This window comes from Alteromonas sp. ABH4_456 (assembly GCF_056160645.1).
The window spans coordinates 1-22,411 of the sequence record NZ_JBSWXO010000002.1 but is presented as its reverse complement, the minus strand read 5'-3'; the positions used below and the strand labels follow the sequence as shown (position 1 = coordinate 22,411).

22 protein-coding genes and 1 tRNA gene are annotated in these 22,411 nt (G+C 40.4%); 12 read left to right on the top strand and 11 right to left on the bottom strand.

The genetic code is table 11. From position 1 onward, the window contains the following. Complete coding sequence (gene trmB / locus ACXAG2_RS03180; RefSeq protein WP_474864503.1) at nt 1–720, bottom strand: tRNA (guanosine(46)-N7)-methyltransferase TrmB; 720 nt, start codon at nt 718–720, stop codon at nt 1–3. A 124-nt stretch (nt 721–844) separates the two neighbouring features. After that, nucleotides 845–1,540: an alpha/beta fold hydrolase gene (locus ACXAG2_RS03175; protein ID WP_474864502.1), complete on the bottom strand. Its 696-nt coding sequence runs from the start codon at nt 1,538–1,540 to the stop codon at nt 845–847. 80 nt (nt 1,541–1,620) lie between these two features. Here ACXAG2_RS03175 and mutY point away from each other — a divergent pair, with 80 nt between their 5' ends. From mutY to ACXAG2_RS03150, 5 genes are all read left to right on the top strand, one after another. After that, nucleotides 1,621–2,661, top strand: coding sequence for an A/G-specific adenine glycosylase (mutY, locus tag ACXAG2_RS03170; RefSeq protein WP_474864500.1), 1,041 nt, complete (start codon nt 1,621–1,623; stop codon nt 2,659–2,661). Nucleotides 2,662–2,708: 47 nt separating this feature from the next. Next, nucleotides 2,709–2,981: an oxidative damage protection protein gene (locus ACXAG2_RS03165; protein WP_474864499.1), complete on the top strand. Its 273-nt coding sequence runs from the start codon at nt 2,709–2,711 to the stop codon at nt 2,979–2,981. A gap of 338 nt (nt 2,982–3,319) precedes the next feature. Beyond that, nucleotides 3,320–3,395, top strand: a tRNA-Phe gene (locus ACXAG2_RS03160). Between the two features lie 257 nt (nt 3,396–3,652). Next, nucleotides 3,653–5,359: an AAA family ATPase gene (locus ACXAG2_RS03155; RefSeq protein WP_474864497.1), complete on the top strand. Its 1,707-nt coding sequence runs from the start codon at nt 3,653–3,655 to the stop codon at nt 5,357–5,359. Further along, complete coding sequence (locus tag ACXAG2_RS03150; RefSeq protein ID WP_474864495.1) at nt 5,356–6,198, top strand: hypothetical protein; 843 nt, start codon at nt 5,356–5,358, stop codon at nt 6,196–6,198. Before ACXAG2_RS03155 ends, ACXAG2_RS03150 begins: the two co-directional genes overlap by 4 nt. 44 nt (nt 6,199–6,242) lie before the next feature. Here ACXAG2_RS03150 and ACXAG2_RS03145 read toward each other — a convergent pair whose 3' ends face one another. Together ACXAG2_RS03145 and ACXAG2_RS03140 are read right to left on the bottom strand one after the other, a co-directional pair. Continuing rightward, nucleotides 6,243–6,986, bottom strand: a complete 744-nt coding sequence (locus tag ACXAG2_RS03145) for a DNA methyltransferase (protein ID WP_474864493.1) — start codon at nt 6,984–6,986, stop codon at nt 6,243–6,245. Between the two features lie 23 nt (nt 6,987–7,009). Beyond that, nucleotides 7,010–8,272, bottom strand: a complete 1,263-nt coding sequence (locus tag ACXAG2_RS03140) for a site-specific DNA-methyltransferase (protein WP_474864492.1) — start codon at nt 8,270–8,272, stop codon at nt 7,010–7,012. 35 nt (nt 8,273–8,307) lie between these two features. Here ACXAG2_RS03140 and ACXAG2_RS03135 point away from each other — a divergent pair, with 35 nt between their 5' ends. Further along, a complete protein-coding gene (locus ACXAG2_RS03135) occupies nt 8,308–8,964 on the top strand; it encodes a hypothetical protein (protein ID WP_474864491.1) in 657 nt (218 codons plus the stop codon). Between the two features lie 7 nt (nt 8,965–8,971). On the opposite strand, the gene ACXAG2_RS03130 is transcribed toward ACXAG2_RS03135, so the two are convergent. From ACXAG2_RS03130 to ACXAG2_RS03110, 5 genes are all read right to left on the bottom strand, one after another. After that, complete coding sequence (locus ACXAG2_RS03130) at nt 8,972–9,385, bottom strand: DUF2787 family protein (RefSeq protein ID WP_474864489.1); 414 nt, start codon at nt 9,383–9,385, stop codon at nt 8,972–8,974. 219 nt (nt 9,386–9,604) lie between these two features. Further along, nucleotides 9,605–10,072, bottom strand: a complete 468-nt coding sequence (locus ACXAG2_RS03125) for a DUF6641 family protein (RefSeq protein WP_474864488.1) — start codon at nt 10,070–10,072, stop codon at nt 9,605–9,607. A gap of 365 nt (nt 10,073–10,437) precedes the next feature. Then, nucleotides 10,438–12,120, bottom strand: a complete 1,683-nt coding sequence (locus ACXAG2_RS03120) for an AAA family ATPase (RefSeq protein ID WP_474864486.1) — start codon at nt 12,118–12,120, stop codon at nt 10,438–10,440. 12 nt (nt 12,121–12,132) lie between these two features. After that, entirely contained in the window at nt 12,133–13,026 is an 894-nt protein-coding gene (locus ACXAG2_RS03115) for a tyrosine-type recombinase/integrase (RefSeq protein WP_474864484.1), read from the bottom strand. A 170-nt stretch (nt 13,027–13,196) separates the two neighbouring features. Next, nucleotides 13,197–13,928 (bottom strand): hypothetical protein, encoded by a 732-nt coding sequence (locus tag ACXAG2_RS03110; protein WP_474864482.1) that lies wholly within the window; start codon nt 13,926–13,928, stop codon nt 13,197–13,199. A gap of 574 nt (nt 13,929–14,502) precedes the next feature. Between ACXAG2_RS03110 and ACXAG2_RS03105 the strand changes: the two genes are divergently transcribed. After that, on the top strand, nt 14,503–15,576 hold the full coding sequence (locus tag ACXAG2_RS03105) for a hypothetical protein (protein ID WP_474864481.1): 1,074 nt from the start codon (nt 14,503–14,505) through the stop codon (nt 15,574–15,576). 60 nt (nt 15,577–15,636) lie between these two features. On the opposite strand, the gene ACXAG2_RS03100 is transcribed toward ACXAG2_RS03105, so the two are convergent. Next, the gene (locus ACXAG2_RS03100; RefSeq protein WP_474864480.1) at nt 15,637–16,452 is read right to left on the bottom strand and encodes a hypothetical protein; all 816 of its coding nucleotides are present in this window, start codon (nt 16,450–16,452) and stop codon (nt 15,637–15,639) included. A 61-nt stretch (nt 16,453–16,513) separates the two neighbouring features. Further along, a complete protein-coding gene (locus ACXAG2_RS03095; protein WP_474864478.1) occupies nt 16,514–16,885 on the bottom strand; it encodes a hypothetical protein in 372 nt (123 codons plus the stop codon). Between the two features lie 355 nt (nt 16,886–17,240). Between ACXAG2_RS03095 and ACXAG2_RS03090 the strand changes: the two genes are divergently transcribed. From ACXAG2_RS03090 to ACXAG2_RS03070, 5 genes are all read left to right on the top strand, one after another. After that, a complete protein-coding gene (locus tag ACXAG2_RS03090) occupies nt 17,241–18,224 on the top strand; it encodes a hypothetical protein (RefSeq protein ID WP_474864476.1) in 984 nt (327 codons plus the stop codon). Nucleotides 18,225–18,352: 128 nt separating this feature from the next. Then, nucleotides 18,353–19,177: a hypothetical protein gene (locus ACXAG2_RS03085; protein ID WP_474864474.1), complete on the top strand. Its 825-nt coding sequence runs from the start codon at nt 18,353–18,355 to the stop codon at nt 19,175–19,177. Between the two features lie 107 nt (nt 19,178–19,284). Beyond that, nucleotides 19,285–20,103, top strand: coding sequence for a hypothetical protein (locus ACXAG2_RS03080; protein ID WP_474864472.1), 819 nt, complete (start codon nt 19,285–19,287; stop codon nt 20,101–20,103). 23 nt (nt 20,104–20,126) lie between these two features. Further along, a complete protein-coding gene (locus tag ACXAG2_RS03075) occupies nt 20,127–21,485 on the top strand; it encodes an ATP-grasp domain-containing protein (protein WP_474864470.1) in 1,359 nt (452 codons plus the stop codon). A gap of 174 nt (nt 21,486–21,659) precedes the next feature. Then, nucleotides 21,660–22,196: a hypothetical protein gene (locus tag ACXAG2_RS03070; protein ID WP_039237013.1), complete on the top strand. Its 537-nt coding sequence runs from the start codon at nt 21,660–21,662 to the stop codon at nt 22,194–22,196. The last annotated feature ends 215 nt before the right edge of the window (nt 22,197–22,411 follow it).

Here is a 22,411-nt window from a genome sequence, read left to right as displayed (position 1 = left end):
TTATTCTGTACGTTGGTATATGAGATCCCACACACCGTGGCCAAGCTTTTGTCCACGGACTTCAAACTTCGTAATTGGCCGGTAGTCCGGACGGGGTACATAGTCTCCGTCTGTCGCGGTATTCTCATAGCCGGGAGCCGCATTCATCACTTCCGCCATATACTCAGCGTAAGGTTCCCAGTCTGTCGCCATGTGGAATTTACCGCCGACAGCAAGCTTCTCACGCACCATTTGTACAAATTCAGGTTGTACGATACGACGTTTATGGTGACGCTTTTTATGCCATGGATCAGGAAAGTAGAGTTGAACCCGGGCGAGGCTGCCGTCAGGGATCATTTTCTTAAACACTTCTACCGCGTCGTATTCCATGACACGTAAGTTCGTCAGGCCACGTTCACCGGCTTCCGATAAACATGCGCCTACTCCGGGACGATGTACTTCAATACCAAAAAAGTTTGATTGCGGGTCGTTCTCTGCCATTTCTACCAGAGATTTGCCCATTCCGAAACCTATTTCCAGCACCACCGGCGCATCGCGACCGTAAAGATCCTGTAAAGGCAGCATTTCATCTTTAAACTCAATGCCCATGGTTGGCCAGAAAGATTCCAGCGCTTTAGCCTGTCCTTTGGTTAATCTGCCTTCACGTTTAACAAAGCTGCGTACCTTGCTGATGTAAACGCCGGCGGCTTCCGCCTCTTCCTGATTTTTGTATTGACCCATTTTTTCGTGTCCGCACTATTACCGGTTAAACAGGGGCGGCATTATGCCCGCTGCCCGGGTGATTGCAATATAGAGTGGTTAATATTACTGCAATTACTGTGGTACTGCTGTGAAATCCGCCGGATTAGTCCACAATCGACTGTAAAATACGGCTCACAGTGTCCGGTTGCTCTAAAAGACACATGTGGCCGGCGCCGGGTACCGACGTATATGAGGCTGAAGGAATAGTTTCAGCGGCGTCTTTAAGTACACCGGCTGTGACTACCTGGTCGTCAGCGGCAGCAATGAAATGAACAGGGAAGGAGCAGGCTTTTAGTTTGTCTGTCAGCGCTGGTCTTGGCGTGGTCGCTTGTGTGTGAGCCAGTAAGGTGGCCGCACCGAGATCTTTCCCCATGTCCTGCACAACACCGGCTACAGCGGGGTTGTTCTGGTGGTCAGGGTGAATAAAGCGGGTAATGTAGGCCGGGCTGTCAGGTTTGAAACTGCCTTTTTTCAACATCGTGACCAGTTGGGCACGGCGTTTTTCTTCTTCTGCAGTTAAACCGTAAGGAGAGCTGGCGATCATCGTCAGTGATGCAACGCTGTCAGGATTATCAATCGCCCAGCGTGCAGCGATATAACCGCCCATGGAAAAGCCGGCAAGGTGCACTTTTTCACCTGCCAGAACACGGTCGGTGGTCAAAGCCAGCATCTCATCAATGGAAGAAGCCCACTGCAAAGGTACGTAGCGACGCTGATGAACCTGCAGTTTCTGCCATACCGGCAACCACACTCTTTCATCACACAATGTGCCCGGAAGGAATAATGTAGGAAGTGACACGCTTACACCTGCTTAACTTTGGTATTCAGCGCGGCATGTTATCATAGCAGGGTAGCAGAAAGAGTGAATAAATAGCCTAAATGACAAAGCAATTCTCAGAACGTGTACTGGACTGGTTCGATGTGCATGGCCGTAAACATCTTCCCTGGCAGCAGAATATCACGCCCTATGGGGTTTGGGTGTCGGAAATCATGCTTCAGCAAACGCAGGTTTCAACAGTCATCCCTTATTACCAGCGCTTTATGAATAGTTTTCCTACGGTAAATGACCTGGCAGATGCATCGCAGGATGCCGTACTGGATCACTGGACGGGATTGGGGTACTACGCCAGAGCCCGCAATCTTCATAAAGCGGCAGGCATTATCGCCGGGCAATATCATGGCCAGTTTCCGGCTACCCTTGATGAGGTTGTCGCTTTACCCGGCATCGGCCGTTCTACTGCCGGTGCTGTATTGTCTATCGCTTGCGGTCAGAATCATCCAATCCTTGATGGCAATGTTAAACGGGTACTGGCGCGGTTCTATGCCGTGGAAGGTTGGCCGGGACAAAAGCCGGTGGAGAATCAGCTATGGGAATATGCCGCTGCGAATACCCCTGAGCAACGTTGTAATCACTACACTCAGGCCATGATGGACTTAGGGGCCATGATATGTACCCGTTCAAAGCCCCGTTGCGATGCGTGTCCGTTGCAAACAGATTGCCTGGCCTATGCGCAGGGACGGCAAGGCGAGTTTCCCGGTAAAAAGCCAAAGAAAGTCTTGCCTGTTCGGACCACGTCTATGGTGGCAGTGTTTTATCACGGCAGTGTGTTAATGGCGCAGCGTCCTCCGGCCGGCCTCTGGGGCGGATTGTACGGATTTATAGAAACAGATAAGACGGTCACAGAACTGGCAGATGAGTTACCGGTGAGTGTGGGCGAAATGAAAGCGCTTGAGCCTTTCAGGCATACCTTCAGTCATTTTCATCTGGATATTCAGCCCTGGTTGATTCTGGCTGACGGCATTGAGCAGCAGCGGGTTGAGGAAAATAGTCAGCGCTGGTTTAATCTTGATGAGCCTCTGGGCGTGGGTACTGCAGCACCCACGCAAAAAATTATCTCGCAAATAAAACAATTCCTTTAGACTATGCCCACAATCGCGGGTTTGTCAGCCCGGCTTAAGGAGACACCATGAGCAGACAAGTATTTTGCCAGCACCTGAATAAAGACGCAGACGGACTGGATTTTCAGCTTTATCCCGGCGAACTGGGAAAGCGTATTTTTGACAATATTTCTAAAGAAGCCTTTGCCGCATGGCAGAAAAAGCAAACCATGCTGATTAACGAACAAAAGCTGAATATGATGGAACCTACAGACAGAAAGTTCCTGGAAGAAAAGATGGAGGCCTTTTTGTTCGAAGGGGTTGAGCCGACCATCGAAGGCTACGTCCCCCCAAAGAAGTAGTGTTAAACGGCTGAAAAATGCACGGGTTGCTGTTTTTTTCTCTGAATTGCGCAACTAATGCGCAGTTGAAAAAAATATGCAGAAAAACGGTTGACTTGAAGCACGGAAATCCGTTTAATACGCACCCACAGCAGGACAGGCTTTAAAAAGTCTCCTAGCTACCAAGTTTCGCCCAGATAGCTCAGTTGGTAGAGCAGCGGATTGAAAAGTGCAAGCACTTCCAGTCAGATTTACCAAGAAAGCTTCTAGAGCAATAGTTTTAAAGTTAGTAAGCACTTCGATAAAGCTTGCAAAGTTTTGCAAAGTTTTTTATAAAGCTTACATAGCACAGTTTATGTGCCTCGATAGCTCAGTTGGTAGAGCAGCGGATTGAAAATCCGCGTGTCCCTGGTTCGATCCCGGGTCGAGGCACCATCCATTCGGAAGCCCTGATTAGAAATGATCAGGGCTTTTTTATTTGGATTTGAAAGTTGTAAGTTGCACCTAAAATAGAATCTGCGTATTGTTGGATCAATAAATTTTCATTCTCTTCACTCTCGAAGCGTCTTTTAAATCGCCGTCATTTCCGCTAAAAATTCATATTGTTTTGTAAATCAGAACGTTGTGACATAATATTTATAAATTATTAAGTTTATTGTCGAAGAAAGACCACCTACCAAGGGCTTTACATTATGACTTCACATCCGGAAGATATTAATAATACTTTTGAGCAACGGGCAGACTATCTGGATGAAGAAAAACTACTGGATTTAACTGCTGAGAATGAGCATTCAAAGAAAGTAGAAACGATTTTATTGAAGAAGCAAACTGCGCTAATTGTAGGTCCTAGGGGGTGCGGTAAAACTCACATGATGAGATATATTGCTGCAAAATGCAAAACAGATCATTCTCTTCCTGCGGCGATTTATGTGACATTCAATCGGTATTTTTGGCTGGAGCCGATGCTTGCATCTAAAGCTGATGCGATCAGTGTCTTTCACTCGTGGGTATTAGCGAGAATAGTTCTAGCGATTTCTGAAAACGATGAGCTCGAATCAGAAGATGTAGTTTTATTTGATAAAGTGAGTATTAAAACTCTTAAGTCACTGATTTCCAAAATAGAGAGGAATCTTTCTGTAAATAAAGAAGAAAGTGAGCTGTCCAAGAGCCTAAATATATACTTGGTCCTAGAGCTAATTAACCGTCATCAAAGAGAGCTGAATAGAACTCGGACAGTGTTGCTCTTAGACGATGCTGCTTTGACCCTTACTCCTGAATATATGAAGGAGTTCTTCGAAATTTTTAGAGTATTGAAATCTCCAACCGTTTCTCCCAAAGCATCAGTATACCCTGGCACAACAGAATACAGCCCAAGGTTTCACCCCACTCAAGAGGGTATTTTACATTCAGTCTGGTTGTCTGTTGAGGATCCTAGATACCTAGAAGACATGGATTCTATTGCAAATAAACGAACTTCCAATCTTGATTCAATTCCAGAGGAAATTAAAGAGTATTTAAAGTTCGCATCTTTTGGTGTACCAAGAGCCTATCTTTCAATGTTGGAAAGTTATAAAAATAAAGATTTTGGAACTATACAGCAAGGTATAAATAAGATTGTTCAACTTAACATTGAAGATAGAATTGCTGAGTTTAAAACTATCTCAATAAAATCTCCTAAACTGAAAATTCTTATAGAAAATGGGGAGAGTGTTTTTAATGAAATTGTTAGACTTTTAACTGAAGATAACCAGAAGAATATCGATAAAGGCGAAAAACAATTTAAGATAGGAATATCTGGAATTGAAGAGAAGCCGTTCGTTCTTAGAATGCTGAACCTACTTGTAGAAGCAGGCCTTTTGTTCGAAGTTGAAGAAAAAGTATCGCACGGGAAGGGGCGCGAATATTTCAGATATATCCCACATTTGTCAGCATTACTTAACTCTAGAGCATTTTCAGGGCGTGACAAAGGCTGGTCCGCAAAAGAAGTTTCGGCAAGATTGAAGCTACCTTCCAAAAAGCAGCCCGTAAGGAGAGTAATTTCTAATATTATCAGTAGGGAAACTATTGATTCGCTGTCTTTAAATTTACCAAAGTGTGCTTCTTGTGGTGAGGAGAGACTTAATATAAATCAGAAATTTTGTCACAACTGTGGGGCAGAACTAGTTGACGGCTCTACATTTGAAACGTGTATGTCTTTACCTCTTCATGAAATACCAGGACTAACAGAGTGGACAAAAGATAAGCTAAAAAGTGAAAATATAACTTTTAAAACTATAGGAGATCTTTTGGCTTCTCAAGACCCTGGGACAGAGTTGAGGCGTATCAAGCGGGTTGGCGAAGTAAGAGCTGAAAAAATAACAAATTTAGTAGCTGCTTACGTTGAAGAGTTCTTACAATGAGCCAATCAGATTTCTCATTAATGGTTCAGGTAGATGCATTAACTTTTTCTGTAAATACCGTAGATTTTTTTGGGCCTAGAGAACGGAAGCCTTGGCTTTCACCGATTGATGAATTTATCGATAACTCCAACGCTATTAACAGGCTGTGGTTAGCGCAAGATGGAATTGATAGAGCTTATGCTTCCGTATTGCTCATAGGTTATTTTTCAGCATTTGAAAGCTATATCAGAGCTTTAGTAAGAGAAATAGTGAAGGTAGATCCTTTATCTCAAAAGCACTCATTTGAGAAAGAAATCAAATTTGGAGCAGCTTTTCATCATGATAGAGATATGTTGCCAGAGGCTCTCATGGACGAGTTTTCGTTCACAGGCTCAAAAAATATAGTGACCACCTTCAAAGAGCTCTTAAAAGTGCATTTGGTGTTGGATGAAAGAGTTAGCCGGGAGTTCGATAAGATTTGTCAGTTACGCCACTGCTGTGTACATAGATTCGGCAAACTAGGTGCAAAAAATGCTATGCGACTAGGAATGGACAGTCATGGTGCGGATTTGGAAAAACCTATAACACTCAACTACAGTTCTTTACAGGAAATTGCTAAGATCTTACGTACGAGTGTTAAACATATTAATAACAAAGCTTATAGTGCCATTATTCAACGAACCTCCCCTAAAACCTCGCAAAAATTGGGCGTTGAATGTATATGGAAACTGAATTATGAAGAGGATAAAACTCTATATAAAAGATATCACAAAGTGTTTTCATCGAAAATAGAGGTTGTCAAAACTCCTCAGCCGAAAACGATGTATAATAGAATGATTAACTTTTTTGATTCCGAATGAGACACGAAAGAAACATACTTATGGAGTAGAGTAGGTAAGGCGTTCTATAATGATATTCGATTGATGCCTAATCTCTTTTCCATTATTTGAATGTAGTTTTCGTCATGGTCAGCTAGGATTGCGTTTATACCATATTTCCTAGCTACGGAGCCTGTCGTTCCAGAGCCTGCCATGGGATCAAATACAAGATTCCCTTCTTTGCACACCATATTTAAAAGCTTTTCATAAACTTTTTCTGGTTTTTGGGCTGGGTGTCCAGTCTGCTCTTTTCTGCCTATAAATCCGATATTCAAGGCTGCTTCAATCACGCTTGTTGGTCCTGGTATATACCGAAGCTTTCCAGCAGCCTGCTTCTCTTTTTGAATGTCATTCAAAAAATGTTCTGGATACATCGGTGCTTCTGGTGTTTTTAAATGTAAGCAAGCTTGCTGAGAGGAACGCCACCCTCTAATGATCGATGGATTGTTCTTGTAATACCAAGTAAGCCAAGCTTCTAACTTAAATCCGTCAGGTATCATATTACAAAAGATCGAGACAATCTCAGGAAAACCCCAAAGATAAAGATGCTCAGAGAATGTACTAGTAGAGGCCAGTATTGTGTTAATAAACTCAACATAATCTTCTCGAACGCCACCAACACCTTTGTTATACCAAGGATCTAACATCGAGACGCTTACCTTCAAGCCGACTTCGTTAACGACTTTGATACTATCGAATACGTCCATAGGTGGGAGTATCGCGATACCATGCTTTTCTATACTTTCTGAAATTGTAAATTTAGTCGACAATATCAAAATTCCCTTTGTAAATCCTATTTAACGCACTTAAAAGAAAAGTCTGGGTAAATCCTTCCTAAGTGCTCAAGCCTTTTTACTGTTATTTCATGAATATGTTTATAGCCATGATGGTAAGCTTTATGTTTCTGAGAAATCTCTGAATTGTTCTCCATTAAAATTACTCTTCTATTCCCGTTGTCTCTTTTGTTTAAATTCCAAGTGGCATGTGCAGTTGTTCCAGTTCCTGCAAAGAAATCTAATATCAAAGCATCTTTTTCAGCAAAGCAGTCGATTAAGTCTTCTACGAGTGCTATTGGTTTTGGAGTGTCAAAAACTTTGTCACCAAATATATCTTTGATTTCATTTGTAGCCCTCTCAGTTAAATATCTGTTATCGCTCCATATGCTTTTGGGTTTCACACGTTTATCGTTCGAATGATAGTTTTTGACGTATATCACCCCACCCTTACTTGCAAAAAGCTTCCAGTATTCACTATTTGCTTTATCTTTTCCCCAGAGCCAACGCCTTTCTATTCCTTTGCTATCTACAGGGAAAACTTCTTTCAATCCATCTTTAAGCTTTTCAGTATAGACCCTGCCATTATCGTCGTAATACAGCGGATAAAACATATTTGGTCGCTCAGTTTTTAAACTTGCATCTCCTTTTTTTCGAAACAAGCCATCTAATCTATACGCACCCCATTCGTCCGCTTTGTCATACTTTTCCGTATCCTTTTCAATCAAACCCATGGCCTTCGATTGATCTGACATTCCATAAACAACAACGTATTCATGATTACTTGAGATACTATTCTTCGCACCTTTCCCATTGTTGCTTCTCTTAATGCAAAGGCAGCCGATAAAGTTGTTTTCGCCAAATACTTTATCCATCACAACCCTCAAATAAGGTTGTTCGTAGTCATCAATGCTAATAGCAATTATGGCTTTCTTTGAAAGTAATAATTTGGCAGCTTTCAATCTAGATGACATAAACTCCATCCATGCTGCATGACTTCCAAAGATATTATTTTCTTTGCTTTTCAAAGAGTCAGGGTAGATAAATTTGCTGCCAGTGTTGTATGGAGGGTCTATGTAGCAAAATCCTACCTGTCCAACTAAACGTTTAGAAACTTTTGACAGGTTGGTTAAATTGTCGCCAATATATAAAGTGCAGGAATTAGCAGCCTCAAAATCAACTGTTTTATCCCCTTCATCTTCAACAAGTTCAGATATATCTTGTTGTTCTATGTCTAAAATGTGTTCTAGCATGTTGTCATCGTGTTCGTAATCTGGTTTCATTCTATCAGGTCTCATTACTGTCAAAAAGGAAAGCTGTGTCAGGCATTAACCCGTACCCGAGAGGTTCTATTGAAAAACAATATACACAAAAGAGCATAAAGGAACGTCTAGAAGCTTTCTTCGTTGATAATGTTGGAAAAGTTGTTACTCGTGAGATGTTGATTGAAGTCTCAAAAGATCCTATTACAAATGTAGAACCAGAAAATTGGCACCAAAGGCTTTCAGAGCTGCGTACCGATTCAGGTTATACAATCCTCTCAAAGAGAGACAGAGCTTATTTAGCTGTTGGCGAGTATGTCCTTCAGTCTTTAGATATAAGAGCGACCGCAGGCAAACGAGTACTCCCAACCAAAGCAACTTGGAACAAAGTTCTTGAAAGAGCTCAGTACCGTTGTGAATGGCGTGAGGGAGGAGAGTATTGCCGATTGGAAGAAGGTGAGCAAGATCACATCGGGGGAGGTACTGTAAAATTGACTCCGGACCATATGCAACCTCACTCAATTAATCCAAATGCTGATCGACTTGATCCAACACAGTGGCAAGCATTATGCGGAAGACACCAAGTCGTCAAAAAGAATTTTTGGGATTCCTCTACAGGTAAGATCAACACCTTAGCTGTTATGCAAGCAATGCCTCACTCAGAGAAGGAGAAAGCTTACGTTTTCTTAAAGCAGTATTTCGGAGACGTTTAGTCACTTACTATTTTTGGCTTACGCAAGAAATATAAAATGCGTTAGCCTCCTGCCAGTAATGCAAGAAGTTACCCTCCCATATTTGGTACATATCAGTTGCCTGCTCAATAGGAAACACACCGAACAGGTTTTGAAAAACACCTGCATCGAAATCAAAGTCGAGGTCTTTTGCTAGCTCTGCATTGGGGCCACTTCCTATATAGGCAAAATCGGTGACGTAGCAAAAGTGCCATGCATTATTACGTTTCTCCAAACGAATCTCTACAGGGTGAAAACCACCATTTTCAGCTGAGTAATTTGGGTTTCTGAAATTAATTGTCACGCTTGTTTGTGACACGCTGTGCTGTACAAGTAAATCGACGATTGCTTTTGCAAATCGCTTTGAGACAGGCAAAGCGAGTCCCTCATAATGAATATGCATAATAAAAACTCTTCTGATTGGAATCTATTAATGTGAGTGCTGCCTAGCGCGTCTGTACGAAGCTTTCAGTAGCGCTATTCATTTTACTTCTGAAACGCTAGCGCTACGTAAGTGCGACTTACTTTTGTTAGATAGACAGCACTCGACTCTTGGTTTGTTGTCGTTGTTCATACAGTCACGCGCTAAGGACGATAACTGATGAGTAGAGCAGGGGGCTAACTACGATTTTGCAAACTTTGCGTTGGCCGGAGTCTTCCCCTTTGCGACAGTCTTTGGCGGCGATATTAAGAACTCATCAAGCTCTCCTTTTTCTACCGCGCTTATCAAGATGTCGATGACTTCTGGGAGCTTTTCTTTCTCGCCAACATCTATGGCTGGTTTCCCCTTTTGTAACTCGATTGCTCTTATGCCCACCTTAACCTCAAGGAAATAGTGGTTATCGGTGTCGTAGTACCAAGGACGAACAGTAGCCTGCCAACGCTTTTTAATTCGTTCTCCTGTTTCTGGATCTTTGACTGTTTTTTCTTTGTATGCCACGAATGGTGTGTCTTCAAGCATGCAAGTGGCGAGCTTTTTTTGCTGTTCGAGTCGGTTGATTAGCTTCATGCGCTTGTTCAATACCGGTGGCTTTTGCTTAATTTCAGGACGAGCGATAACCTTGAGTGAACTCAATACAGATGTAGTCATAATGTTTACCTTTGAATGTTAAGGGCGGATAAAGCCCATTGAGGTGTGTTTCTGCTTACGCAGGTTTTCGTCTGCCAACAGGTTGATGGCAAAGTCACGAATTTGAATTTTGGGTTGAAACTTCTTTCGACGAGCCAATAGAGCGAAATCACCGGGTGTAAGGTTGCGCAGTGAAGATAGCCTTTGTTTTTCAGCTTCCTTGAGCGTTCTTACTCTAGTGAGCTTTTTGTACAACTCTATTACTTGAGTCGATGTAAGATATTGGCAGTCTAGTTTGAAATCGAACCGACGTAACACGGCTTTATCAAGCTTGTCGGAAAAGTTAGTAGCAGCGAATAAAGGCTGTGTGAAACACTCTATTTGCGTTAGAAATTATTAACCAGCTGATGTTCGTGATGAGCAGTGAGCGCTTCACGTGAGCTTAGTAAGCTATCCACTTCATCAAGCAATATGACTTGCTCCTCATCATGAGCGCGTTGAAATAGCTCAGCCACCTTTTGCTCACTTTCACCCACCCATTTACTTAAAATATCAGAGCATTTAACACGCAGCAGTTTCCTACCATATTGCTCTGTCAAATAGTGCGCGAAAGCAGTTTTGCCTGTTCCTGGAGGACCTGAGATTAATGTCCTCGCTGGTTGGTTTTGTTTAAGTGCAAACGCTATTTCGTTAAGATACTCCTTTGACTGCTTAATATTTAAGTAGCTCGTATCGAAAGGTAGCTCACTTTTGTACTCAAGTTTATTTTGCCATTGCTCCGTTGCTCTTAGTGACGCTTCGACAACTTGACCGATTACAGCTTCTGCGCGAGCACGTTTAGCGTTTACAGCGTGAGCGACATGTGTTGCGTTAGCAACAATTGCTGGCGTAATGTTCTCTGTTTGACTAATCATTTTTCGTGCTGAGGAAGAAACACTCAAGCCGTGATAGTAAGGCCGCGTTATCTGTTCGATTTCTTCTGGTCTTAACGTAGGAACGTCTAATACGAGCTTGAATCGCCTGATAAAGCTTGGCTCAAGATATTGGATATGGTTTGTAATCCAAATGCAGGGAATTTCGTTTTGCTCAATGAATCGCTGTAGATGTTCTTTACTGTATTGGCTGTCAGCACAATCGAATAAACTCTCGCATTCATCTACCAGCAACATAGCGTCCGCCTTACGCGTCAGCAATGATTGAAGTAACGCTAAATAACGTAGCCTTTCTTTGTTTGGAAAGCGGCTATTGAACTCATCTTCAGAAAAATTGCTAGCAAGTGCAGTAGAGCGAATTTCGTAAAGTGTTCTATCGCAGTATTTGGCAAGTGTCCTCGATAACTCTGTTTTACCTGTTCCTGAAGCTCCATAGAGCAAAATACTTGCTCCAGACTGTCTAGACTTACTAGCAGCAGTGAGATATTGCGACAAAAGCGCAGTATTCACGTGAGGAAAATCATCTAATGTGAAGCTTGCGTCGGGCGAAGGATGCAGCAACGGTGCTATTAGTGTTTCCCTTGAGGTAATTGTTTCACTTAGCAACGTTCGAACAAGTGCTTTTGGCATTGCGCCATATTCGAAGGACAAAAAGTCTGTATCAGGCAGAAAACCATAATGATTGAGCTGCGCTGTTGCGTGAGAAAATAGTTCGTCACTGATGCCTGAAATGTCTTTGAGGATTTCGTTTAACGAAAGGTGGCTTGTTTGCATGTGCACCTCAGAAGAAAGCGCTCTAATCCACTTGTTAACCTGCGAGAGTAAGGCGAACTGAATCAGTAACTCGGTTTGCTTAGGCAAGTCCATCACGGTTCTGATATAGCGACAATTTGCTAAAAAGGTTTTCGTTACCTGAGGCTGAGTATCAGTAATAGTGAGGCAAGCTTTGTAATTGACGTTTTTGCTTCTACCTATGAAAAACGATTGTGTAGCTACCTTGCTACCACGCAAATTACTGGCAAGACTTTTACTGAGTATATCGGTATCGATTGAAGGCAGATAGTTGAGTAATCGCTTGCCCCATTCACATGCAAGGTAATTAAGCTCACTCGACTTATTGAGTACTTTATAAGACATGCTAGCGCCCCATTATTGATAGGAAAGTAGAGATGCAGCTTCTTGCATCACTTTTTCATTTCGCTTGTCGTACATGATGGTTGTACTGATATCCTCATGTCCTGCCATTTGGCGCACAGTGTTTATATCTACATTTTGTTCAAGTAATCGTGTGATAAACGTTCGTCGAAGGTCATGCGGCGAGACTCCTTCTACGCCAATTGATGCTAGCGACTTTTTAGTGAGTGAATAGATAGAGCACGATGACAACGCGGTGTTGTGTTTAATATTTCCACCTTTTGCGACTCGAACAAACAAGTGGCCGTTGCTTTTACTTCGAAGTGCTAGCCATTGATTCAGCGCAAGTTGCGTCCATGCTGGCAGATGAACAGTTCGGCTCTTGTTTCCTTTTCCTTTTTTGACGACCAGAGCAGTACCTTCGATAAAGTCTTCTACCAAGAGTGCTACTAGTTCACTTCGTCGTAACCCTGTGCCTAAAAGTGTTGAGATTAACGCGTAGTTTCGAATACCAAGAACAGATGTATCGCGTTGTAACTTTATCAGTAGCTTTCTGACCTGCTCAGTTGAGAGAGGCTTTCCATTATGTTTGCCGTGATTCACTTTGCTGATAGCCCGAAGTTGAATCGACTGCATTTCTGGAACGAGTCCAGACAGTACAGCTATTTTTACGATACTTCTGATCGCTATCATTGCTCTGTTGATAGATCTAGCTGACCAACCCTGAGTAATAAGCTTCGTTTTAATATAGGTAGCTTGTTGAAAATCGATATGATGATATTTATCTGTTCTCTCTTCATCAGTCCAACCCATCATGTCTGCGATGCTATTTAGCTGTGAAGCAATAGAGCGCTGACTATTAGGCGCAAGTCGACCTAAATACAGCGCATAGGGGCAAGCTGCATTCATAAAATGCTCCGAAGTTGTAGTTAAAAGTATTGAATTTGAATGGAAGTGCTTAGAAAGCGAAGAAGATAATATCAGGCGATTTTAATGATTTATATGGCTGTTTTGTCCCAGCGAAATAATAATTATTATTTCGCTATATCGGGTATATTCGGCATGAAAGTAGTGGTTTTTTAGTTTAAGTACCTTTGACGAAGCAATACGAGAAGTCTTAAAATCCTTCGAGGTAAAGGCTCAACTAGGTGAATTATAGAACCTTCTTGTAGAACTTTTTTAAAAGGCTTTGTTGTGTATTTGACGGTAGGCTCGATTTTATGGTTAATAGAGCCGAAGTGATAAATATTTCCGCGTACCGGTATTTCACCTCTCGCTTCCAATGTTATTTTTGCCAGATTAATTTTTTCTTTTTCATTAATGCAGTTCACTACTTTTCTGCAAATAAAATTAAAAAGAGTTTTCTCCTCTACTGTCAATTCGATGAAAGAGTCTAAATACTTTTTTTGCGATTTTTCTACGAAGAAATACTCATGATTAAGGTCTTTAAATAAGGAGTTAACTGTCGTTTTTCTCGCTTTAGAGTAATCTTTAACATATGTTAAAGATTCATTCTCTAATCTAACGGTGTTTTTTCTCTCGTTATTTTTCTTAACGCGAATTCTTGTACTCCATATTTTCCATACTTGGTCGTCAATATCGCTATTTAAACTGTTTAATTCATTTGTTATTTTTTCTGCTTTATCGTTCTTTCCAGCATTTAATGCTTTTCGTAATAGTGGAAGATTTAGGGCAATAGTATTCATTGTTTCGTGGTGAATCGTGTCTTCTTTTGAAACATTCACTCCTAATTTTAACAGAGCCTCTCCTTGCCCTATCCATGTCTCGGTGTCGAAAGTTTTTCTTTTCATAATCTCGATGGAAGTTGATTTCTTTATGATCAAACTAAGAGCGAAATGTGTTCTTGTCAATAAGTAAGTGTACTAATTTTTCTGACTCACGAAGAATTTATGCGTAGTGCTACGCTTTTGTTGTAAGTGAGAAGGCGTAGTGCTACAGTGTGATTTTTGAACTTTTTGACGTAGTGCTACGGCTTAAAAGTGGATTGGAAGTAGAGCGTTGTGTGCGAAACTCATTTTACGTTAGTAGCTACTAACACATTTTCTTTAATGATAAGTCGTTGCGCAACGCTTGCATTCTGAAAAATGTAATATCGTAAAAATGCAGTAGGGATGCGGTATTAGCAGGGCTAGAGCACGTTTTTGAGGCGTAAAAGATATTTTTTAAAATAATAGGAAAATTTTGTGAGTTAACTAATTTAAATACATGTTACACACGCACACAACTATCAGTATGTACACTACTACTATCACTAATACTACTAACTATACTACTACCACAGTACATAATAACAATTTCATTAATAATCATTGTAGTAGAAGGAGGTTTCGTCAACTACGTTCCCGATGCAAACTTAATGACTCAATGTGCAGTAACGCCAAAACTCAAAAGAAGGATTCAAAGTTAATTCAAGACTTTTATTCGGCACTACGAATTGAGGACAGAGATAGCGCACTTAGTGCCATAGTAAGTAATGACGGATTTTTAAAAAGAAACTCAGATAATTTTTATCGCTACTTAGATAATCCTCGATGGGTTGACCCAGACTTTGATAGGTTAACAATTGGCTACGGTATATCTAAAGAAAAGTCTTTAAAAATAAGGAGTCGGTTAAGCGCTGGCGATTGTCCTAAAAATGCTACTTTAGAACAAAGTTCAAGCAACAAATATTATAAATATTCTTGGGTTTTGAAATTTAAAAAAGAACGTGGGATAAGGCTTTATTTAATTAGTAACAACGGTGGTGTGGATTTTAGGCATGTTAAAATCAACTTCACTCCCTCTTATTTTAAGGATGGTGAGTTAGCCGAGTTTTTTAATTGGTTTAACGAGCTACTAGGGAGCGAGCGTAAACGCGCGACAAAAAACTCTATCATATCGTTAATGGAAAATGGCCTTCAATTACATAATGTTTTTGCTCCTCAAATTGTTCATAACAGTTTGTTCGGGAAGGAAGAGAAGTTTAATTGGAAAATAAGAGGTAAAGAGCAACCGTTTACTCAGGCCACTTATGATATTTTTAAAGCTGAGTGCGGTGCGACCATAAAGAACAAAATTTATTGTCCGGTATCGAAGCTATTTAACCTCATATTTAATAAACGACGTTATACCGAAAATGATGCCCTTATGGTTATGGAAAACATATCGTATGCAACTAGGGTCGAGAGTGCATATGTCTATTCATATAAACACTCGGCGAAAAAGTATTCTCTACTAGAGATGGAGCGTGTGCCTTGTTTCTTGAGTCAGTTTGATATCATTGCTCCCGATTCGTTAGTCGAAATGCCCATCGAAGATAGAGTCAAACTAATGGGGAAGCGAACGTTATCTGGTATAGAGAGGAGCAACACACGTAATCTTATTCTGTCTCCTAACACTCTAGAGACTAAACGCATTAAAATGCTTGAACGCTACAAAGATATTTTCTTGAACAGTTGACAGTGTTGCCAGATGATAGCGCAAGCAACACTCTACTGTAGACGTGTTGAGTAATGTGTATCAGCAATTTTGTAATACTGTGAAGATAGCGTTTTGCGCAGATTCTCTAAATTCACGACCAATTCTTGGTGTGTATGAAGGGTGGGGGGCTGATATTACAGTTGTTTTAAAATCGTCTTTTTGCAGTTTACCTACTGAAAACTTGAACGTTACTTTACCTCTCACTTCGTGATGCTGTATGTCTGTTAAGTTTGAAGAGTGTAACAGCCAATTCTTTGATGATGGGCTATTAAAGCTCTTGGGAACAAGAACAACCTTTGGCTTGAAGTACTCTATTATCTGATTGTTCAGCTTGTACGAAAACTGAATGGCTCTGTCTAAAAGCGCTTTATCGTGTCTAGCCAACTGAGAGGTGAAGCTTTTAAAATCCCTACTTCCCCACAGCACTATGTTAGCCATGAGCGTTTTGTGTTCGCCAAACCGCTTGTTGAATATTTCTGAGTAGAATTGCCACTTGTTGTTTGGCTTGTTAATAGGATCCCACAATGGGGCATTCACACCATCGCTATTTTTGTACGCTTCGCTGAAGTTGTCGTTCATGGCTTGTTGCACAAAACCCTCGTAGTGAGAAGGGGAGGAAGGAGTCAAAATAGCGTCGAGAGATTCAGGAACATTAGGATTTGAGCCTAACCAAATCACATCGACTGATTCTGTATTAAGCTTACTTAATACTTTTGCTGTCTCGATTTCTCCAAAGATAGAGCCTCTAAACGGTATCGAATAAGAGCCTGTACCTCTCTTGAGCGCTTTATTTTCTTGGTTTTCTACAAAATCAGAAATACTATTGTTTATTACTTCAAATATATTCAACGTCATGTCCCTATGATTTGCTTGCGTATTCTTTACTGAGCGACTTTTTAACTTTTTCGTAAGCTTTTTATGAACTAAAGATTCGGTAATGCTTGTCTCGCTTCCAAGTGCATTGACTCGGTATTAGATTAAATTTATCACATACCAAGGTTTGAAGCTCAACGCTCTGTACCACTTTTCTGTCTGCATATATTTTAAAGAACTTTGAGTTTCCAGAGTAGATTACTCTACCCCTGCTGACTTCTTGATATTCAGCAGCAATGAGCTCAGGAAAACACGGAAGGTATATTCTATGCTCTTCCCACTCTACTAAATGGCTAAAGTCACTGTCATAGAGTGAAAGGCTATCAGGCTCTGCACTATTCAAAGGCATTGCTTTAGCAAGTACAATCGACTTGTAGACCCAAAAAATACCAATATGAGGCAGCTTAGCTTTCATCTTGTATATCTCCAACATGTTGACGTCACCCAACTATCTTGGCAGAGATTTACAACCCTTTAATTATTCAACATTTGCTTCTGAAGTGAGCGCTATTCGCTTGCATGACATATCGTATTCAAAAGTGGAAAGCTAATTTCTTATCTTTACTCGAATAGGTAACGTTAATATAGATTAATGAAAGGGAAACAAATAATGGAGTGGCCAAGTTATTAGTCATAGAACAGAGGGTTGATTAATAATTGAACAAATATCTTGCTTTGTAGCCTTTGGTGGGTTAAAAAATGATCAGTTTGGTTTGCAATTTTATTAATTAAGTTGTGAAAGATCACGTTAGCAAGGAAAAGGAACTTCTATGAAACCTCTCAAATCATTTTTTATAACAACTATCGTTTTTCTAACTCTTTACCCATCCGCAATTCTAGCACAAGTTGCCAATATAGCAGCGGAAACGCAAAATCAAGAAGAGTTCGGTGTCTATATACAGAATAGTAAAGGCAAAGATCCTGAAGTTAAACTTTCGAGAAATTACTTGTGCCATGGAAAGGGGAGCACTTATTACCCTTTAACAACATCTGGTTATAGGAACAATTTTGGTAATGTTCAAGAGTGTGTGGACGCAGGTTTCGGGTTACCCAAAAAGCCTTACGAAACAGAAGATATTGAGCTTTATACAAAAGCAGCTAAAAACGTAGAAAACTTATTATTAGAAAGAGTTGCGACAGGAAGGGACCCTGCACTAGCGCGGTTGAGTACTTTAAACTCCGCTTCGTCAACATCGAATCCAAACACTGTCGCGCCTGCTCCAACGGAAGTTGTGGAAGCTATCGAGGATGCAAAAAAGGCAGAAGAAGAGAAAAAGGAAGCTGCTGACTTCGGTGGGTTTAATTGGAACCCCGCGCTAGTTTTCCTCTCATACAACGGGCCAGACTATATTGAAGATGTTGAAATTGAAAGTAATGCTGAAGGAGGCGATGGAACCATATTTGTTGGGAAAAAGGTGGGCACTCAGTTAGCTTTGATGCTTGAAGCTCATTATTTTTGGGACTGGTCACGAGGAAAATACCAATATGGCGTCGGTCCATTTGTATCAGTTAGTCTTGCCACGCAGCAAGGTAATAGCTTGGGTTCGGTGATGGGGGTTGGGGCGATGTTTGGCCTGCGTCAAAAAGATGTGATGAATATGAACATAGGGTTAGGGTATTTTCGAGATACAGATTTTGAAACACTGCGCGATGGTTTAAAAGACGGAGATACAACGAGCTTTACAGACAGTTCAGATTTAATACAGAAAAGAGATGTGGGCGGCCTTATGATTCTTTTTAGTGCAAACTTTTAATCCGCAAAATATGAAATCTGACAGGTAACACTTATGTTTGATTTAATTTTTTACAAGTGACAACTTGCTAAAATATGCAGCTTGTTGAATGCAGGATTAAGAATAAGTGAAATGGGGATAGGCAAGGCATGGACAAAGCGATTCATAAAGAAATCTTCTACTATGAGGCTCTAAGGACGATAGTTGGTTTATTGGCAATCGCTGTTGCGCTCATCACTACTATTACCTATTTTTTTTATACCGATCTAACGTGGACCATTTCGAATATTCCAACGAGTATAAGTGTTACTTTCCACTTGGGCTCAGTTATTCCGTTTGTTGGGATACTATTCATTGTCGCGTCATTCTTATTTGCCTTTCACGGTACGAGTCGAATTCAGTTCATATTGACCAAATTAGCCGGAGTGTTTGCTCTTTTGGTGGCTTGTTTCCCCACTGACATAGACGGACGATGGATTGCTATGCTTACTGAGGAAAATCCCCTCATTCTTAAAGATTTACCAACAAAGTGCAAAGAACTCTGGGAAAATTCGCCAGACGCACATTGCAATATGTATTCGTGGGAATTGACGCCTACAGTACACTTTACAGGTGCTTTCGGACTTATTGGAATACTGTGCATATTATGTTTTATATTTGCCCATAGAACATGCAAAAAAGAAAAAAAATATCCGCAATTTAAGAAACAGCTTTTTAGGCGAAGAATCATTTATTACATGTGCGGACTAAGTATGATTGCCTCTATTTGTCTCCGATTTCTTTTAGCTGATACTGATGCGCCGAGTGACCAATCCATATTTTGGGTTGAGGTAGTTTGCTTAATAGCGTTCGGGATAAGCTGGCTCGTTGCAGGACTGAAGTTTGCAGTGACCGGTCTTTCTAGTGGCCAGGAAGTAGAGCACACTATGTCAGCTGAAATTGATGAAAAAGTTCGTGATTCAAAAGATGAATAGCTTACGACAATCTAAGCTAATTTAATTCAAAATTACATCAGTTTTATCAGTCACTGAAAATAATCCTCAATGGAACGACTAGTAATTTTGTAATGGAGCCATTTGAAATGAATCTAACTTCGGCAAAGCAAAGAGTAGATGAGTATTTCCAGAAAAGCACATGGCTAGGAACAGTAGTTTCGGGGCTCGTAGTGGCTATAATTTCGGCATTTTTTATTGAGGTAAATCCAACTGCGAACTTTTCAGCAGTTATTAGTTTTACTATAGGATTGCTCCTAGCTGTGTGCTTCATGTATGACTGCATGGATTCGTCATTTAAGCCAATGACCATGCCATTAGGTTTTTTGTCTCTAGCATACCTACTGATTGGCGCGTTCCATTTAATCAATCATGACCAGCAAATTGTCGAGCCATATATTGAAATGTTTGGGACTATTTGTTTCGTTTTAGCTTGGGTGTTTGTGAGTAAAAACTCTCCTCGTCAAAAAGACCGACGAGCGGAAATATTACCCATTGTTGTTATAAGCTTTGCACTTGTTGCATTTACACTTTGGCGTGGAAGTATTCAAGGTGAAGCAGTTAATGAACAGAATGATCAAGCTCTAAGGCTTATGGTAAATATTTGCAATTGCCTCATAGTTCTCTCTTTGTATTCAGTATTGCGCAGAAATTTTAAGTCACCAGATACAGTAACTAATTTAAGCATACTGTTGTTTGGAGCTGCCCAACTGGCTGCTCCAGGCCGTGACTGCTTAACTGTTAAAGAACATACTTTTTTAACTAAATGCTCTTTAGACAATGTTGAGTTATTTGCTTCTGCCGTTTCCGCCAATAGCATTGCTTGGATGTTGTTTTTAGGAAAAATAATGTTCGGTTTTTACTTGCTTAATTTGTACTTCGATAAATCGAACGCCAAAAACAACTAATTGCTTTTAGGTCGTAATGGTTTATGAAAAAACTAACTGTAATACTCGTTGTTGACCAAATTTACGAGAAGACTCATCGCTTTGTGACGAAGTTGAGAGAGCATCTAGTTAAAGATTCTAAGACTTTTATCGCGATTGTTGAAGGTTGGGATTCAAGCTACAGTGATGTTCCTCTTGGAATCAGCGGAGTTTTCAAAGGAGACATAAAGAATTTAAAGTCAGAGCTCATTCGTTTCTTTCCTAAAGAAATTGATTCTGGAACTTTGCGCTTTATTGCGTTAAACGAATTTGCTTTGCTACCAAAACTAGCAATTGAAAAAGAGGTACTTGGTAATTTTGATTTAGGTATCTTGTACGCTTGCGATAAGATTGCTTGTCGAGAAATTATGTCCCTATACAAGTGTGATAAAGAAAGATATTTATCACATTTTAATTTCTGTACAGAATTTGTTGAAGTAAATGCAAAGTCCTCACTTCATCTTAAAAAGATCGATTCTCCAAGTGGTAGATACGTTGTAAAACCTGCGTTTGGTGCAAGTGCAGAGGGAGTAAAAATTTTTAACTCTTGGCTTCGCGCAGTCGAATACGCAAAGGAGCCGATTCCAGAAAATAAACTTTTTCCTGAAGATGTTCTCGAAACATTGAATGTTTCGCCCGAAAGACGCATGGCTAAAGTTATAGAGCCTTTTATAGACGGCACTGAGTTTTCGATTGATGGATATTTGATCGGCGGTGAAATCTACGCGATCGTACAACATAAATTAACAATTATCCAAAGTTCCTATATTGGCGACGGTCCTACTGTAACTCCTCCAATAAAGTCGTTTAACGAAAATTTTCCGAATTTCAAATCTTTTACTACAGAAGAAAAAGTAGTATGCGAGTTTGCTAGACATATACTCCGTGGACTTAGATACCCTGATAGTGTTTTTCATATTGAAGGAATTGAGTCGAACGGAGAGCTTAACCTGATCGAAGTTAATGCGCGTTCACCTGGAGGTATGCTGTGGTTATCTGCAATGAATAGAAGCGGGTATGATTTAGAAAAAATTCATTGTTACTTGCAATTAGGGCTAGAGCCTAAAAAATTGACGCTCGAGTCTAAAGAGAGCGGAATACATTGTCTTCACTATCCACTATATGCTGCAAACCCAGGAAAAATTGAATCTTGGGGGGACTTCACCAACACTAAACTCAAAGCCATTTTTTCTGATGTTAATATTCGCATTGATACAGCAGTACCGGAACATTTTGAGTTCAAGGAAAATCATTTTGAAGAGGAGCCGTATTTAGCCTTCTTTACAGCGATTACACATTCCGAAGCTAAGTTAAAAGAGGTTGTTAAAGTGTTATCTGGTTTGAAGCATCCTAGGCTATTTTAACAAGTGTACAAGTCTAGTTTGTCTATAAAAATTATCGTATCTTTTGAGTTAAATATGAGTATTAATAACTTTGTTACCACTGAATAGTAAAGTCTTGAAGATAGAAATATTGCCTCATTGTCTCTTCGTCACAAAAAGTAGTTACTTAATTACCTTACTGCGTGGAAAATATAAATGGACCTTATTACGATAAAAGATGAAGTTGAACTGATAGCCAAATTAATCGCCATTTTTGTAGGTTTAGTAGGAGTTTGGCGGGCAATTTTTGAGATGCGTCAAAATCGACGTCAGAGAGAAGTCGAACATCATTGGAAACAATCTTCACAAGCGAAGTCTTTGGTAGACGATATTAAAAGCGATTACAGGTGTGCTAGCGCTCTTCAAATGCTTGATTGGGCTGGCAGAGAGTATCGTATATCGGATGAGCGTAAAGAGGTCATATCAGAGGAAGAGTTCGCAAGCGCAATGCGCATTAATGATTTAAAATTCACTAGAAAAGAAGCATTTGTTAGGGATTGCTTTGATCGCTTTCTGGAGCGACTGGAAAGCATAGAACACTATATCAGAATAGATTTGATTCGGTTTTCTGATGTGAATGTGCCCTTGGCGTATTACGCCAAAAACGCCCAGTCTCGACCTTATCTAATGAAATTTATAAGAAGTTACCAGTATGAGCTTGCAGAGAGCTTCCTAAACAGATTTGATAAATAACTTACTCTTAACGTCTGGAATCGAAGCTTTCTAGTAAAGAAAATAAGTATTCTTAATTTGTGAACTACTGTAACTTAAAAAAAGATACATCATAAATAGGTAACGTTAATGCTTATTAACGGCTTTGTTGCCTAAATTGAACTTTACAGCGTTTACCTGATCAGATCGTCATATTTCCTGGTGGCGAATAAGAATGGGCAAGGCGAAAAGTAAGA

Bases quoted from the DNA above. Each gene is read 5' to 3' on its own strand.
- ACXAG2_RS03075 (WP_474864470.1), top strand. From the start codon at position 20,127: ATGAAAAAACTAACTGTAATACTCGTTGTTGACCAAATTTACGAGAAG.
- trmB (WP_474864503.1), bottom strand. From the start codon at position 720: ATGGGTCAATACAAAAATCAGGAAGAGGCGGAAGCCGCCGGCGTTTAC.
- ACXAG2_RS03095 (WP_474864478.1), bottom strand. From the start codon at position 16,885: ATGAAAGCTAAGCTGCCTCATATTGGTATTTTTTGGGTCTACAAGTCG.
- ACXAG2_RS03110 (WP_474864482.1), bottom strand. From the start codon at position 13,928: ATGAAAAGAAAAACTTTCGACACCGAGACATGGATAGGGCAAGGAGAG.
- ACXAG2_RS03150 (WP_474864495.1), top strand. From the start codon at position 5,356: ATGAGCCAATCAGATTTCTCATTAATGGTTCAGGTAGATGCATTAACT.
- ACXAG2_RS03085 (WP_474864474.1), top strand. From the start codon at position 18,353: ATGGACAAAGCGATTCATAAAGAAATCTTCTACTATGAGGCTCTAAGG.
- ACXAG2_RS03125 (WP_474864488.1), bottom strand. From the start codon at position 10,072: ATGACTACATCTGTATTGAGTTCACTCAAGGTTATCGCTCGTCCTGAA.
- ACXAG2_RS03115 (WP_474864484.1), bottom strand. From the start codon at position 13,026: ATGAATGCAGCTTGCCCCTATGCGCTGTATTTAGGTCGACTTGCGCCT.
- ACXAG2_RS03165 (WP_474864499.1), top strand. From the start codon at position 2,709: ATGAGCAGACAAGTATTTTGCCAGCACCTGAATAAAGACGCAGACGGA.
- ACXAG2_RS03070 (WP_039237013.1), top strand. From the start codon at position 21,660: ATGGACCTTATTACGATAAAAGATGAAGTTGAACTGATAGCCAAATTA.
- ACXAG2_RS03120 (WP_474864486.1), bottom strand. From the start codon at position 12,120: ATGTCTTATAAAGTACTCAATAAGTCGAGTGAGCTTAATTACCTTGCA.
- ACXAG2_RS03130 (WP_474864489.1), bottom strand. From the start codon at position 9,385: ATGCATATTCATTATGAGGGACTCGCTTTGCCTGTCTCAAAGCGATTT.
- ACXAG2_RS03090 (WP_474864476.1), top strand. From the start codon at position 17,241: ATGAAACCTCTCAAATCATTTTTTATAACAACTATCGTTTTTCTAACT.
- ACXAG2_RS03155 (WP_474864497.1), top strand. From the start codon at position 3,653: ATGACTTCACATCCGGAAGATATTAATAATACTTTTGAGCAACGGGCA.
- ACXAG2_RS03105 (WP_474864481.1), top strand. From the start codon at position 14,503: ATGTGCAGTAACGCCAAAACTCAAAAGAAGGATTCAAAGTTAATTCAA.
- mutY (WP_474864500.1), top strand. From the start codon at position 1,621: ATGACAAAGCAATTCTCAGAACGTGTACTGGACTGGTTCGATGTGCAT.
- ACXAG2_RS03080 (WP_474864472.1), top strand. From the start codon at position 19,285: ATGAATCTAACTTCGGCAAAGCAAAGAGTAGATGAGTATTTCCAGAAA.
- ACXAG2_RS03140 (WP_474864492.1), bottom strand. From the start codon at position 8,272: ATGAAACCAGATTACGAACACGATGACAACATGCTAGAACACATTTTA.
- ACXAG2_RS03100 (WP_474864480.1), bottom strand. From the start codon at position 16,452: ATGACGTTGAATATATTTGAAGTAATAAACAATAGTATTTCTGATTTT.